We start from the raw sequence: 16,052 nt of genomic DNA, 5'->3' as shown, positions 1-16,052 counted from the left end.
TAAACGGCTGTCACCGTCCTCTGGCAGCAAAGCTTCCGTTTCGCGGAGAAATATAGAGAAAGGATGGAAAAATCATATGCTTTCCTATATTTCAAGCGTAAACGGCTGACGCTGCCCTCTGGCGGCAAAGCTGCCGTTTCGCGGGTGAAATCGACTTGATCACCGGATTTTATACGAAATCACCGTTTTGGCTGATTACCGCCTAACAGGGTCCTGAGTTACGATAGCAGTGTAAGCACTTACAAAATTATTTTAGGGGGACTCACCAACATGAACATCAAAAAGAAGGCCAAATGGGTGGGCGGTTTCGTATCTGTGCTGATGCTGACTGGGCTGCTCGCAGCCTGCGGCGGCAACAACACCACTGGAGACAACGGTACTGGCAACAACGGAGGCACTGCTGCTCCTGCGGCGTCGACTGCGGCCAGCACAGATCCAACACAGATTAGCGGCACCGTTAAAGTCTGGGATTGGGATGAAGCGTTTCAGAAGGGCATGATCGTAGAATTTAATAAAAAATATCCGAACATCAAAGTCGAAGTAACGGTCGTTAATCCGAACGATTACTTGCAGAAGCTGCAAAGCGGTATCGCTTCCGGCTCTGACGTTCCGGACGTCATTCTTGGGGAGTCGGCCTACCGCGGCAAGCTGTTTGACCTTGGTGTGCTCGACAATCTGGAAGCGGCGCCTTATAACTTCGATAAAAGCACCATTATAGATTACGTTGTGCCTTACGTCTCTAATTCCAAGGGCGAAGTCATTGCCGTTGATCAATCGCTAACGCCTGCTGGCTTCGCTTACCGGAGAGATTTGGCGAAGCAATACTGGGGCACAGATGATCCAGCTGAGCTAGAGAAAAAGATTTCCACTTGGGATGATTTCATCGCTGCCGGCAAGGAGCTTAAAGAGAAAAGTGCTGACAAGGTGCTCATGTTCCCTGGTCTGGGCGACGCCTTTCTCGCTTTGAAAGGTCAGAATTTTGCTTCCTACGTAAACGGCACAGAAATCGATTTGACGAGCAAGCTGCAAAAGCCTTTGAACCGCTTGTTTGAGATGCGTGACGCTGGCATTATCGGCAAAAATGAACTGTGGACGCCAGCTTGGTCTGCTTCCATGGCGAAAGGCGAGTTCATGTTCTATCCAATGGCGCCATGGGGAGCCAAATGGCATATATCCGCGAACGATCCGGACGGTTCGGGACGCTGGGGTCTTCTCAAAGCGCCAGAAGGCGGATTCACCCGCGGCGGAACGGCGATCGGCATTTACAAGGACAGCAAAGTTAAAGAGGCCGCTTGGGCATTTATCCAATACGCTTACTTGTCCGATGAAGGCTCGGCCTTCAACTTTAAGACGTTCGGCAACATGACCAGCTCCAAGTCGTTCTATGAAACCCAAAAAGCGCTCATCGACGCGCCGGGGCCTTATGATGAATTTTTCGGCGGTCAAAATCTTGCGAAATACTTCGTCGAAAATATCGTTCCAGATATGAAAGGCGAAGCACAGTCCAAATACGATTCCGTCGTAGACTCTGTGTTTAACGCGCTGTACCCGCTATGGATGAAGGATGGATCGGTCACTGCCGACTCCGCGCTGCAAAAGTTCATCCAAGAAACGAAAAACAAAGCGTCCGACGCGACCATCAAGTAAATTTTGGGAAAACGAGGGATGACCGTGAATGCGGAACGCATAATTAAGACTTCCGCCGCATCCAGCAAACGCAGATGGGGGCCACGCATGTGGCCCTATCTTTTCGCCCTGCCTTTCGTGCTGACGTATGCGGCGTTTCAATTGTATCCAGTCCTTTACTCATTCGTGCTCAGTCTGCATGACTGGAACGGCATAGGCGACAAGACGTTTATCGGCTTTAAAAACTATGTGCAGCTTTGGACGAATGACCCTTTGTTCATTAAGTCCTTGTGGAACACCCTGATTATGATGGCGATGTTTATTCCAGTAACCTTGATTTTAGGGCTCACGCTGGCGTATTGGACTTTCCATTTGACGCGCGGCAAGAGATTATTTCAGACCATTAATGTACTGCCATATATTACGACTCCGGTAGCCATCGGCTTTATTTTTTCCTACATGTTTGACTGGCAGACCGGTCTTGTGAACCTGCTCCTTACGAAATTCAGCCTATTGGAAGAAGGTTTTTACTGGCTTCAAGACCCATGGGGCTCCCGGGCTATTATTGCTCTAATGGTCATTTGGCGCAATCTCGGATATTTTATGATTATTTTCATGGCCGGCATGACCGTCATTCCGCAAGACGTATACGAAGCGGCCAAGATGGATGGCTCTACGGGACTTCATACCTTCCGCAAAATTACGATGCCCTTGCTGCGAAATATTATCGTATTTCTCGTCGTCACCTCCGTTATTAATGGATTGCAATTGTTCGATGAGCCAAAGCTGCTTTACGGCGGATGGTCGGGCTCCGCACAGGTAGGCGGTCCTGATAACACAGCCCTCACTATTATTTGGAAATTTGTGGATGAGTCATTCGGTTCCAATACACGTTTCGGCTATGCTTCGGCCATTGCCTACTCGCTGTTCCTGCTAATCGTATTATTCTCCATTCTTAGCTATAAACTCACAGCACCTAAGGAGGACAAACGATGAAAACAGCCAGCATGTGGTTTTGTCTAATTGTCATCTCCCTGCTCTCGCTCTTTCCGTTCTATATTATGATCGTGATGGGAACGCATTACAGCGAGGATTTATTCAAGGGAATTCCGATTCTTCCGGGCAACTATTTGGGAGAAAACCTGAAGACCGTCCTGCAGGCCGATTTTCTAAAAGTATACGGAAACAGCTTGATCGTATCCGTTGCCTCTGTCTTGCTGGCGACACTCACCAGCACACTCATCGGCTATGCCGTGGCGAAATTTGAATTCCGCGGTCGCAAGCTGCTTCAGACCTTCGTTATTATTACGATGATGGTACCGACCCAGGTCGGATTAATCGGTTATATTATTGAAATGAGACATCTCGGTGTCGGCAATACGCTGTGGCCGGTCATTCTCGTCTGGGCGGCATTTCCGTTCGGTGCATTTTTTATGATCCAGTTCATGCGCGATTCGATTCCAACCGATTTACTGGAATGCGCGCGTATTGACGGCTGCTCCGAGCCGGGTATCTTAATTCGCATTGTACTGCCGATAATGAAACCGGGCTTGGCGACGCTGGCAACGCTGGTGTTTCTATGGTCATGGAACAACTATTTGCTGCCGCTCGTCACGATTAACAAGTCCGAGTGGTACACGCTTCCGATCTTTATCTCGAATCTGGGTATCGTACACCGGACAGATTACGCAGCGCGAATGACTGCCCTTACGATGACGACGATTCCCGTGCTGATTCTGTTTATTCTTGGTTCGAAAACGTTCATGAAAGGCCTGACCGCTGGTGCGGTCAAAGGCTAAACGTTATAGCAAGGCCACCAAGGCCAGCCAGCTATATTGTGCTTTCAATATGAGAAGGTGAATAGGCTCTCCCTACAGCACAGGTTTTATGACAAACTTGTCTGCTATAGGGGGAGCCTATTCGTTATTTTACTAATCTAGAAAGGTATCCGACATCCACTTAACAAAACGTTCCTTTTCTTCATATTGCGGGTAATGCGCCGATTCCGCATAAGGAAGGAATTCCTTGTGCTCAGCTTCAATGCTGTCAAAATAATGCCGAGCTGCTTGGGATGATGTCATAGCGTCTGGAATTTTGGTTAGTCTGGAAGCCCCGCCGTATTTATTAACATAGTCGCGAGGAGTCAGAGCATCACCATTCTCAATAGCTTCCTGCAATTGCTGCAGTTGAGCTGCATCCTCCGCATTTCCTTCTTGCCCAGCCTGTTCCAAAACGTAATGCAGAGCGTCGATCTCGCTTTCTACCGTATCCCCCATTTGACCGATTCCGATATAGGCTTCGTACTTTTCAGGAGCTCTGGAAGCAGCTTGCGTAGCAAGATAGGTGCCGTAGGAATGCCCGATCAGGATAATCTTTTCTTTGCCAAGCCGCTTTGCTATGTAATCCGTTACCGCGAGCAGATCCTTCACCAGCAAATCAGAGGAAAGGTTAGAATAGTCCTCGGAAAAATGATAGGATTTGCCGCTCGCCCTTTGATCGTAGTTAACGATGGTAAACTTCGTTTCCAGTAGATCCTGCATTTTTTTTGCAAAAGGAATTTCCGAAGCACCTGGCCCTCCATGCACATTCAAAATAACCGGATTATTCCGATCGTTGCCCCGAATCATAATCTCTTGTTTGGTCCCATTCAGATCCACGTGTTCCAGCACACTTATACTATTCTCGCCTTTTATACGGGGCGTCCATGTCGGGAAGAAGAGCGCTAGCAGGATTAGTGCAATCAGGATGGTGCTAATCATTAAGGCTGGTTTTAAAACGGTTTTCATCTCATGTGTTCCTTTCCATTCCATATCATTTCAGCTGATCATTCCATATTACTTCACTGTCGATCCTTCTAAATCCATCGCATGAATGAAATAGGGCACCGTCTCTGGTTGTATATAACCTCTAGTTGAGCGCTTCTCCGCACCATGTTCAGTTTTTGTAGATAAGCCTCCTTTATAATCAAAAAGATTTTTAATCCTTGGGAGGTAAGTTATGAACGCATCATTCAAAAAATATGCAGCCGAATTTATTGGAACCTTCGTCCTTGTTCTATTCGGCTGCGGCAGTGCGGCTACAGCGGGAGCTGAGCTTGGCTATTTGGGCATTGCATTGGCATTCGGGCTGTCTATTGTGGCGATGGCCTACGTCATCGGACCGATATCGGGGTGTCATATCAATCCGGCGGTTTCACTCGCCATGCTTATTAGCCGGAAGCTATCGGGGGCGGATTTCATCGGATACGTGGTTTCGCAAATCGCTGGCGCTATTGCAGGCTCCGCCGTTTTGTACGCCATCATCGTCTCCGCAGGCCTGCCTACGACAGGGCTCGGCCAGAACGGTTTTGGCCCTGGGTACGGAATCGGAATTTCAGCACTAATGGCATTTATTGTCGAAATCATCTTAACCTTCGTATTTATTTATACGATACTGGGAGTGACCTCTACGGAGGGCAATGGAAATGTAACGGGCCTCGTTATCGGGCTGACGCTCGCTTTTGTCCATATTCTTGGCATCGCCTTAACCGGAACGTCCGTCAATCCGGCAAGAAGCTTGGGACCCGCATTGCTGCTTGGCGGCGAGGCGTTATCCCAAGTGTGGGTATTCCTTATTGCCCCGCTTGCCGGCTCGGTGCTGGCCGTTGCCGCTTACAAGTGGCTGAACAGCTACAAGGCGAAGCAAGCCTAAAATGATTTTAAGCTCGTTATGAGGGATTTCGGGAGGAAAGGGCTACTGGGAGGTTTTCCAGCAGCCCTTTTTTTATGTGTATTTTTCTATAAAAAAGACCCCCTCCATATAGGAGGAGGCGATCACTGGTATATTTTATAAATCTGAAGAAATTCCTCTGAAGGCTGCAGACCAAGCTCATCAAACAGCAATTGCGTATAGTGCTCATAATAGCCGCTTATGGATTGCCGATCTCCCATAGCCACGAGGATTTTCAGCAGCAGCAGATTTGATTCATCTTCAAATTCATTGCGCGCTACGATTCTTCTCGTTATTTGCGCCGCTTCTCTATAACGCTTCTGGTCCAGCAGCCAGCTTGCGAGACGCTTCGCCAAGGAATCATAGATAATGGCCAGCCTCTCACGCTCGACAGCCGCCCACTCAAAGGATTTATCATCAAACAAATCGCCTGTAAATTGTTTCTCCAGCTCTATAGCTGTCGCTGCATTGGATTCATTGATTTCATATAAAGCCTTCGCCTGCTGCTCAAATTGAATAAAATCGACATCAGCCTGATTCAAGTCAATCCGATACTGCTCTTGCGCTGAAATGACCACCTCTTTCAACCCATGCGGCGACAAGACTTTTCTAAGCTGGTATGCCGCTGTACGGAGATACGTTTCTGCATTTTTAAGAGGCATTTCTGAGAAAATGTCCTCTAAAATACGGGTTTTAGAGGTGCTGCGGCCATGGTTGATGAGCAAATAGGCGAATAATTCCATGCTTTTTTTAGAAATCCATCTTACGGTACCTTCTTGCCTGCTGCTCACCTCGAAGCACCCTAAACCACGAACCACTAGTCGATTAGAGGAGAGGTCCCCCGTAGGATGGGAAGAAGCATCCTGTCTGCTCGCCGCTTGTGTAATGGTCTGGGCTAAGCGCTTGCGGGTAACCGGCTTAACCATGTAGTCCAACGGATAAACATCGAAAGCTTGAATGGCATATTCAGAATGGGATGTCGTAAATACGATATCCAGCTTAGCACGAAGGGAACGCAAGCTGTGGGCGAGCTTGAGCCCATCATCCCCCGCTATCTTGATATCTAGAAACGCCAGCTCCACGTCATTTGCCCGAACAAAGTCCAGCGCCTCAGCTGCCTTCTGGAAGCTTCCAACAAGCTCCACGTCATCCATAGTGGACAACAACCGCTTCATAGCAAGCAGCATAGCAGGCTCATCGTCAACGATAACCACCTTCATCGCTCTGTTCCGCCTCTCACGCTGAATTGAAATAGGCTACCTTGTCCTAGTTTGCTTTCCACCCATAAATTTCCCCCGCCTAGTTTGACGAATTGCCGGCTTACAAGCAGTCCAAGTCCCGCTCCCTTTTCCCCTAAAGTACCCGTCAATGCGTCCAACTGCTGCTCACTAAGCAGCCTGTGAACCTGATTCTCGTCCATCCCAACTCCGTTATCGTGAACTGAAACGATTACCATGTCCTCTGATAGCTGGGCGTCTATATGAACGGAGCCGCCCACCCCAGTAAATTTAATCGCGTTGGATAACAAATTGCGGATAACTAAGCCAAGCACCTGCTGATCAGCGTACACATAAGTCTGTGCAGCAATGGTATGATGTACATTTATTTGCTTGGCCTCGCTTGTAATATGCATCAGATGGATGCACTCCTCCACAACCTCAGACAGCTCCAGCAGCTGTAGCCGGAGGGACACATCTTCCCGCTGACTGCGGAACCACTCCAGCAAATTATTGGCTATGCCGAGCGTATTGCGGATCTGGCCACCTAGCGCCTCAACGATTTCCCGGTGATCGCTCTCCATTCTGGCTCTGTCCTCTTCTAGAAGCTCAATCAGTTGGAACTGTAATGCCAGTGGACTGCGGATATCATGCGAGACGATCGTAAACAGTTGATCCTTCAGCTGGTTAAGCTGTGCGATCTGCTCCAGATGGCGCTGCTTCTCTGTTATATCGAAGATAAGGGAAATACTGCCCTGCGTATGCTTGCTCTGCTTATGCAGCGGATACACGTTTATGCTGTAAATTTTCCTCTCGCCATTAAGCCAAGTGTCAATTTCCACACTGCCCTGCTGCATGGACATGCACAACTTCTGCCATTGCGGCCATGGTGCTAGCAGCTCCGCCATTTCCCGGTCATAAATCTCGGCATGGCCCAGCTCTAAAAACCACTGAACAGCCTTTTTATTGCTGTCGATGATCTTTCCTGAAGCATTCGCGATCAATATACTTTCCTGAAGCGTATCGAGCACGGCATCCCTGGCATAAGGAACAATAGAGAAAAACTTATACCGCATGGCAATGACCAGCATGATCATACCTGTAAATCCACAATAAACCGAGAGCCTTAGCAGCCATGACGACATTTCAGGATTCACGAATTTAATAATCTCAAGCACCAGAGGCAATGATCCTAGACATAGAACCCACATGCCTGGCTTGCGAAAATCATCTCGAATATTACGCACATAATGAATTAAAAAATAAATACATACAGCCACGATGCTGTAGCAAACTAGCGTAAATATGATGGAATAAATAGTTCTTGTCGTTATTAATTCGCCATTATAGAGCTCAATCGTGCGAAAAATCAAATGAAGCTCAGGGTTGAGCCACACCAGCAGCGACCATAGCACAAATACCGTGAACAGCAGGACCTTCCAGCGAAGCTTAATGATCTTGTCGGAACCGATCAAATAATAGACAAATAGAATTAAGAAAGGCACCATTAAATTAAGCATCGTATGCTGAATATTACGAAAAATCAGCTTTTCCGTTAATAGAGAACGGCTCTGCTCCATAATGATGGCACCGGAGAAAATCATTCGACAAATCGTCAAACCGATGAGATAGCCCACTCCGCGCACTCTTCTAAAACCATACTCCGATAATAAAATAATCCCCATCATGATTAATGAAGCAATCATAGAGACGAGCTCTATTGTGGAATCCATAAGGATAGTCCCTCTATATTTGACATAAATAGAATAATAACTTTTTACTCTCTTCATACAGTATACGAATACGAAACCATGGAGCGCAATATATGCCTCCTCCTATTTCATCAAAAAACCCAATTATTCGACAGCATGGGATAAGGGCTAAAGCCGCAGCGTATAGAGAAAGTCAAAAAAAGACTGGCCGAGCATATCATTAACCAATGACATACTCAGCCAATCTAAGTTATAAATCGGGGGATGGGCACTGCAGCATCGGGGGATGAGTACTGCAGCCTATTAAATAAAAATTTGTTGGATTAATAAAGAAAGTTCCAAAGCCGCAACAGCAGGGCAGTAGCTTCGGCTCTAGTTGTAAGTCCAGCTGGCACAAATTTATTGCCTTCCCGGCCCTCTATCAGCCCATTCGCGCGAGCATTGTGAACATGCGTTTTGGCCCAGGCTGGAATATTTGCATCATCGGTAAAGGAAGCAGCTTCCTGAGTGTCAATCTCCCACTTCATTGCCCGGGAGACCATCGCAGCCATTTCCGCTCGGCTTACCGTTTGCTGCGGCCGTAATGTCCCATCGGAATACCCTTCGAGAATACCCTCAGCTACCGCTGTCTGAACGGCCTGTTGTGCCCAGGCTGGAATGCTGTCCTTATCGCTAAAGGGCATCGCAATCGATTTATTGCCAATGGGAATTTGAAGGGTGCGAAGCAGCATAAGAGCAAACTCTGTCCGTGTTACGTAGCCATTAGGCACGAAGGCATCGGCACTCATACCCTCCACAATTCCAAGTTTCGCTGCTTCGCAAATATTTGATGCAGCCCAATGATTATTAATATCTTCAAATGTACATGCAGAGCCTGTATTTCCATTATCAGAAATACGATTAATCTTTAACGTATACGTTTTTATCGTTCCATCCTCGGCTTGAACCGTGATGGCGAACACATTTTCTCCCATGACCAAAGGTACAGAAGTTGTCTTTATTACTTGTTCTCCCAGCAATCTAACCGCTGCCATGACATGAGCAGGTGCCAATTGCAGCTCAACTTCTTTTGCATCCGTCTTCGTTCTATACTCCGTAGTCCCGGGTGTAAATACAGGCGACAGCTCTACTGCCTTACCGCCTGCAAAGACGTTCAAATAAGCTAGGTTTGCATTGCTAGAACGTGTTACGGATGGCGGCGTTGCTGCACTCACTATGCTAAAGCTTGCAGTTGCTGCATCAAGCGCATTGCCATATTCATTTTCCACTTCGCCTCCAGCCACATTCACCCTGTATAAGCCATTGTTAAGCGTGCCATTAAACGTCAACGTATACGTTAGCAAAGATTCATCAAACGTTGTCGTATAAGAAGTAAATGCTTGTCCGTCCTTCGTCAGGCTAATCAGAGGCTTTGCATTTGCAGAGGTGAGTGGAGCCCCATCATTAATCCAATATACCGATTCGCTCACAGTCACGGAGACTTGAGTAGGCGGCACAACGAATGCTTGCTGATCGGTAAAGCCACCGAATGCAGTGACGGGTTGTGCCGTGTTATACAACAGGCTGAGCATGTTGGATGCTGTATTGTCCAGTCCTGCGGCATTTACTGCTGCACCCGCACCAATCGATACCGTCACAGCTTGACCACTCGTCAGCGGTGTAATGGTCGCTGTGTAAGTCGATGCGTTAACAGAAACCAAATTAGATGCTGTAGCGTTAACGACTACAAGGTCATCCACGGTGAAACCATTTACATTCTCGTTGAAGAATATGTTCACCGGAAAAGCCGCATTCACGGTTTGGCTTGCTGAACTGGTTACCGTTACTGTCGGTGCCGTGTTGTCCAGCACAAAAGGATTGGATACAGAATTTACAATATTACCCACTTTATCTTTGGCTTGAATGTGCAAGTACCAATCGCCATCAACATTTGTTTGGCTTAACGTATCCTCGCTGCTGAAGGCCGTCCAGCCTCCCGTCGGAACGGCTGTTCCTTGCGTCCAAGCATACAGCAGCGAGGCAGGCTCCACGCCGCTTTGCGTGTCACTAACCGTTACTTTGCTTGAGACGCTTGTTGCAGGCGTTAACCCTCCATCAGTGCTGAACTTTACCACTGGTGGAGTTGAATCAATCTCTAGCGTAATCGTATACCTTTGATTAGGAAAGAAATAGGGCTCGACGCGAACAGGAATGACCGTATCAGCCGTCGCTCCCGCTACATTGATTGTCGCCGCACCGCCACTCAATATAGACTGATTGTTCACATACACCAAAATTTGGTCAGGGTCTGTCATCGTCGGTGTTATATGGGCACTGGACAAAGACTGCCCGTCATAATAATAGGTGTAGGAGGTAACAGTGACGTCAAAGGCTTCCGTAAAATCGCCCTCTTGCAGCTTCAAATCGATCAGCTTGCCCGGTACGGTGCTTTGGCCAAAATCGTCGTTACCCCAGGCAATGACGCTTCCATCTGCTTTCAAAGCGAGCGAATGCTCAGCGCCAGCGGCAATGGACACTACATTTGCCAATCCAGCTGGCACGTTAATCTGACCGCTAGCATTGCTTCCCCATGCGACGACGGTTCCGTCTGCTTTCAAGGCAAGCGAATGCTCAGCGCCAGCGGCAATGGACACTACATTTGCCAATCCATTCGGCACCGCTCTTTGGCCACTATTATTATTTCCCCAGACAACGACAGTGCCGTCCAATTTCAGGGCTAGCGAATGGTTGGCGCCGGCAGCAATGGACACAACTTGATCCAGTCCAGCCGGAACTGTGCTTTGACCGTAATGATTTCTTCCCCACGCGACGACCGTATGGTCTGATTGCAAGGCGAGCGAGTGAAATTCTCCTCCAGCAATTGCAATCACTTCATCGAGTCCGATCGGAACCGTGCTTTCATTATAAGCATTGTTTCCCCATGCAGTGACCGTCCCATCCGCTTCCAGCGCAAGCGAATGATTCGCTCCCGCCGCAATCGATGCTACATTTTCCAGTCCAATAGGAACACTACTTTGACCATTGCTGTTGCTTCCCCACGCAGCAACAGTGCCGTCCGATTTCAGCGCGAGCGAATGATTCGCTCCTCCAGCGATCGACTCCACGCTTCCCAGTCCAGCCGGTATCGCACTTTGTCCATCGCCATTGTCTCCCCAAGCGGAGAGGGTACCATTCGATTTCAAGGCAAGCGTGTGAGACCAGCCCGCTGCGATTCTGCTCCCTTTAATGGGCGAAGCATGATCCGCTGGAACGGTCCTCTGACCATTAGCGTTGCTCCCCCACGCGACCACTGTGCCATCGGCTTTCAAGGCGAGTGTATGAAACCAGCCGGCAGCAATCGCAACCACATCATGCAGTCCCGCCGATACGTTCGTCTGACCTGCATCATTTTCTCCCCAAGCAACAACAGTACCATCCGCTTTCAGAGCAGTCGCAGTCGCCCTGCTTGCAGAGATCGATATGACTTTGCCATCTGCCGCTGCATTTGGAATTACCGTTTGACCACTAGCGTTGTTTCCCCATGCAACAATCGTGCCATCCGCTTTTAATGCCATCGCAAATAAGGACCCTGCGGCAATCGATACTACGTCACTCAGGCCAGCAGGGACATTCGTTGCGCCAGGCTGACCCCATGCAACGACCGTGCCATCCGCTTTTAATACGAGCGAAAACTCTTTTCCGGCAGCGATTGCGATCACTTCTTGCAATGCCGCTGGGGGTACGCTTGACTGGCCATATTGATTGTCCCCCCATGCTACAACCGTACCATCCGCTTTCAAGGCGAGTGAAGAACCTCCTCCTCCAGCAATCGCTGTCACCCCTCCCGCTGCTAATTCATTCGGCACTGTTATTTCGCCCGAGCTATTGTTCCCCCATCCGACAACTGTCCCATCTGCTTTCAGAGCGAGTGAATGCTCACTCCCAGCAGCAACAGAGATTACATTAGCAAGGCCTCTCGGTACATTCGTTTGGCCCCCACTATTGAGTCCCCATGCGACGACGGTACCATCCGCTTTTAACATGACGGAATGGTTGGCTCCTGCGGAAATCTGTACTCCCTTCACACTTCGCATGCCCTCTTGTGCTGCATAGACGGTGCTCTGCCCATAGGGTGTAAGCAATCCCATTAGCAGCACAAGGATAAGTACAAGGTAAACCGGCTTTCTCGATTGATTGGATGACAATATGTACGCCTTCTTTCATGCCAAAAATTTTGGTTAAAATTCCCTAGTTGAAATTTTAACAAATCCCCGTGAAAGAATAATGAAAGACTTGTTGCTAGGTCCTGTATGCAAACGTAAGCGAGCTGGATCCCGAAAGAAACCAGCGTTTCAACTTCTACCCTCTACTATCGAGAATGGCATAACTTGGAGGACACAGCATCCGCTAATTCAACCGAATCACTGGTTTTGGTACAGGCTTCGGACACAGGAGCCGCTAATGTGCTGCCTATCTTCATTTTGAGAGGAATGTGAGAGCAATAGCGAATCTCCTGTCCGCTTACGACCTGAAATGGGATTAAGAGCTAGAATAGCGGAAGCTCAGTCCGCCAAAAAAGGAATGAGCTTCCAAAACTGCGTGGTCTCAGTCACAGTGCTTTCTGTAGCTGTAGGTCTCTGCACTCCCGATAAGACAATCATTGAGATAGACTCATCCAGCTCTATTGACGGTACCCTTCCCCGCAAACTGGCTGTCCCTTACATCCAAGAGTATTTGAAGGACAAGCTCAAGTAGGATACATGTCATATTTTGGAAAAAGTTCTTGGTAATATGGGTAAACCAGTTTTACTGCCTAAATGATAAAAAGCAGTTATCACAAAAGAACACTTTTGTGATAACTGCTCCTATGAGTAAGCTTCGCAACGCACCGTAATAGTAGCCGAAATTACTCTTTATTGGAATCTCTCAATTTTTTTCGGGCAACTCCGGTATTATAGGCTGCTTCTATAACGGCCTCTCTTACCTTTTCCACTACTTTCTGGTTGAATACGCTCGGAATAATATACGTTTCGCTCAATTCTTCATCCGTCACAACGGATGCGATCGCCTGAGCGGCTGCAAGCTTCATAGTCTCATTGATTTCACTCGCCCGGCAATCCAAGGCACCGCGGAAAATGCCCGGAAAGCAAAGCACGTTATTGATCTGGTTCGGCTTGTCGGACCGCCCTGTCGCCATCACACGAACGTAAGGCTCGGCCAGCTCTGGATCGATCTCCGGTACCGGGTTCGCCATTGCAAAGACGATCGGGTCTTTCGCCATGGACTGGACGTCTTCGACCTTGAGAATATTCGGAGCCGACACGCCGATAAATACATCCGCTCCCTTGATCACTTCAGACAAGCTGCCTGTCTCCAGATGCGGATTAGTCAGCTCGGCAAACGCCTTCCAATGAGGATTGCCATACGGGATGTTCCGATTAATGGCGCCCTCGCGGTCCACACCAATCAAATTGCGCACGCCCGCAGCCAGAAGCATCTTCGAGCAAGCAATGCCCGCTGCGCCGATACCGTTCACAACGACTTTAATATCCGACATTTGCTTGCCGGTAATTTTGAGCGCATTGAGCAGCCCGGCCAAGATGACCACAGCGGTTCCGTGTTGGTCATCGTGAAACACAGGGATGTCCAATTCCTGCTTCAAACGCTCCTCGATTTCAAAGCAGCGCGGTGACGAAATGTCTTCCAAATTGATGCCTCCGAATGCCGGAGCGATGGCCTTTACGATGCGGATAATTTCTTCGGTGTCCTTCGTATCCAGGCATATCGGAAAAGCGTCCACACCAGCAAATTCTTTGAACAGCATGGCCTTGCCTTCCATCACCGGCATGGCCGCCATCGGCCCGATGTCGCCAAGTCCGAGTACAGCTGTTCCGTCAGAAACAACGGCAATCGTATTGCGCTTGATCGTCAGCGAGTAGGCCTTATTCGGCTTTTCCGCAATCGCTGTACAAACTTGGGCGACACCGGGTGTATATACCCGCGATAAATCATCACGGTTTTTCACCGGTATTTTGGAGGTGATCTCAATTTTACCGCCCAAATGCACAAGGAAGGTCCGGTCCGACACATGAATGACTTTAACGCCTTGCAGCTTCTCAAGCGATTCGACAATCTGCTTGCTGTGTGCCTGATCGGATACATTAACGGTAATATCGCGGACGGTGCTCGTACGGCTCGACGAGATAACGTCAATCCCCACGATATCCCCGCTTGTCCTTTCAATTGCAGCAGCGATATCGCCGAGAGAAGTTAGTTGTTTATCTATTTGCAGCCGAAATATCATATAGGTACTGGCACCACTTGTTACGGACATCTCGCTCTCTCCTTTGTGAGTCACTCTATTTCTAGAAATTTCTTCCTTATCTTTGGTCCAAAAGCTCTACTCCCGCAATGCCCGGGTTCGTCATCTCATACGGATCAAGAATGATTTGGAGCTCCTCTTCCGTCAGCACGTTGTAAAGCAGGCAAAGCTCACGAACCGGACGGCCTGTCAAAATCGCTTCTCGCGCAATTCGGGCTACAACCTCATAGCCAAGATGCGGGTTGAGCGCAGTGATAACCCCGACGCTTTTCTCCACGTACTCTTTGCAGCGCTCGACATTCGCTTCGATTTCCTCCAAGCAATGAGCGCGAAAAACTTTAAATACTTGATTCATCATGCTGAGGGATTGAAGCAAATTAAATACGAGTACTGGCTCCATGACGTTAAGCTCAAGCTGCCCTGCTTCAGAAGCCAAACAAATCGTATGGTCATTGCCTATGACCTGGAACGCCACCTGATTGACAACCTCCGCCATAACCGGATTGACCTTGCCTGGCATGATGGACGAGCCCGGCTGGCGGGCAGGCAAATTCAATTCCCCGAATCCGGCACGCGGCCCGGAAGCCATCAGGCGCAAGTCATTGGCGATCTTGGACATGTTGATCATGCATACTTTGAGCGCCGCAGACACTTCTGTATAAGCATCCGTATTTTGCGTAGCGTCGACCAAGTGCTCTGCATTGATAAGCGGCAAGCCGCTAAGCTCGGCAAGCGATTCAACGACCCGCTTAATGTAGCGGGGATCGGCATTGAGGCCCGTTCCAACGGCCGTTGCCCCCATATTGACCTCGTACAAGTGGCCGCGGGTTTGCTTGATCCTCTTAATATCACGCTCCAGAACCCGGCTGTAGGCCTCAAACTCCTGCCCGAGGCGGATCGGTACGCCATCTTGAAGATGCGTCCGCCCCATTTTAATAATGCCATCGAACTGCACAGCCTTTTTCCGAAACGCCGCCAGCATTTCCTCCATCGTCGCCAGCAGCTTATCAATTAAAACGAGTACGGCGATATGAATCGCTGTCGGAAAAGCGTCGTTGGTCGACTGGGACATATTCACATGCGTGTTAGGACTAACATTGAAATAATCGCCCTTCGTTCCTCCAAGGATTTCGATCGCCCTGTTGGCAATGACCTCGTTGGCATTCATATTAATGGAGGTGCCTGCTCCGCCCTGTATCGGGTCAACGATAAATTGCTCATGCCATTTTCCATCTATAATTTCCTGCGCCGCTTGCATAATGGCTTTTCCGGTTTCCGGGTTCAGCTGTCTAATTTCCATGTTCGCTTCAACTGCCGCATGTTTAACGATAGCCATCGCACGGATTAGCTCTTCATGAATGCGGTAACCTGTAATTGGAAAGTTTTCTACTGCTCGCATCGTTTGAATGCCATAATAGGCGTCTTCCGGCACTTCTTTAGAGCCAAGGAAATCTTTTTCGATTCTAAAATGAGCTGACATTGGACATT

10 protein-coding genes are annotated in these 16,052 nt (G+C 48.7%); 4 read left to right on the top strand and 6 right to left on the bottom strand.

The features are described from left to right. Positions 1–270: 270 nt before the first annotated feature. The 3 genes from AC50X8_RS18460 to AC50X8_RS18450 all read left to right on the top strand — a co-directional run bounded on the left by AC50X8_RS18460 (position 271) and on the right by AC50X8_RS18450 (position 3,425). Positions 271–1,647, top strand: coding sequence for an ABC transporter substrate-binding protein (locus tag AC50X8_RS18460; RefSeq protein WP_056036279.1), 1,377 nt, complete (start codon positions 271–273; stop codon positions 1,645–1,647). A gap of 87 nt (positions 1,648–1,734) precedes the next feature. Continuing rightward, entirely contained in the window at positions 1,735–2,622 is an 888-nt protein-coding gene (locus AC50X8_RS18455) for a carbohydrate ABC transporter permease (protein WP_063892567.1), read from the top strand. Next, positions 2,619–3,425 carry a carbohydrate ABC transporter permease gene (locus AC50X8_RS18450; RefSeq protein WP_056036276.1) on the top strand — a complete coding sequence of 269 codons (807 nt, stop codon included), beginning with the start codon at positions 2,619–2,621 and terminating at the stop codon, positions 3,423–3,425. The genes AC50X8_RS18455 and AC50X8_RS18450 overlap by 4 nt, the downstream gene beginning before the upstream one ends. A 132-nt stretch (positions 3,426–3,557) precedes the next feature. On the opposite strand, the gene AC50X8_RS18445 is transcribed toward AC50X8_RS18450, so the two are convergent. Further along, complete coding sequence (locus AC50X8_RS18445) at positions 3,558–4,412, bottom strand: alpha/beta fold hydrolase (RefSeq protein WP_056036274.1); 855 nt, start codon at positions 4,410–4,412, stop codon at positions 3,558–3,560. Between the two features lie 211 nt (positions 4,413–4,623). On the opposite strand from AC50X8_RS18445, the gene AC50X8_RS18440 reads away from it, so the two are divergent. Further along, entirely contained in the window at positions 4,624–5,316 is a 693-nt protein-coding gene (locus tag AC50X8_RS18440) for an MIP/aquaporin family protein (RefSeq protein ID WP_056036272.1), read from the top strand. 122 nt (positions 5,317–5,438) lie between these two features. On the opposite strand, the gene AC50X8_RS18435 is transcribed toward AC50X8_RS18440, so the two are convergent. The 5 genes from AC50X8_RS18435 to aspA all read right to left on the bottom strand — a co-directional run bounded on the left by AC50X8_RS18435 (position 5,439) and on the right by aspA (position 16,044). Beyond that, entirely contained in the window at positions 5,439–6,554 is a 1,116-nt protein-coding gene (locus tag AC50X8_RS18435) for a response regulator (RefSeq protein ID WP_056036270.1), read from the bottom strand. Next, complete coding sequence (locus tag AC50X8_RS18430; RefSeq protein ID WP_494880806.1) at positions 6,551–8,284, bottom strand: sensor histidine kinase; 1,734 nt, start codon at positions 8,282–8,284, stop codon at positions 6,551–6,553. The genes AC50X8_RS18435 and AC50X8_RS18430 overlap by 4 nt, the downstream gene beginning before the upstream one ends. 302 nt (positions 8,285–8,586) lie before the next feature. After that, the gene (locus AC50X8_RS18425) at positions 8,587–12,390 is read right to left on the bottom strand and encodes an RCC1 domain-containing protein (RefSeq protein ID WP_494880804.1); all 3,804 of its coding nucleotides are present in this window, start codon (positions 12,388–12,390) and stop codon (positions 8,587–8,589) included. A 758-nt stretch (positions 12,391–13,148) separates the two neighbouring features. Further along, positions 13,149–14,576: an NAD-dependent malic enzyme gene (locus tag AC50X8_RS18420; protein ID WP_494880802.1), complete on the bottom strand. Its 1,428-nt coding sequence runs from the start codon at positions 14,574–14,576 to the stop codon at positions 13,149–13,151. Between the two features lie 46 nt (positions 14,577–14,622). Then, on the bottom strand, positions 14,623–16,044 hold the full coding sequence (aspA, locus tag AC50X8_RS18415; RefSeq protein ID WP_056036256.1) for an aspartate ammonia-lyase: 1,422 nt from the start codon (positions 16,042–16,044) through the stop codon (positions 14,623–14,625). Positions 16,045–16,052 lie beyond the last annotated feature (8 nt).

The sequence above is a fragment of the Paenibacillus sp. JT22N15 genome, assembly GCF_059383755.1.
The sequence above is the reverse complement of the archived record's forward strand: the minus strand, read 5'-3'. Positions and strand labels throughout refer to the sequence as shown.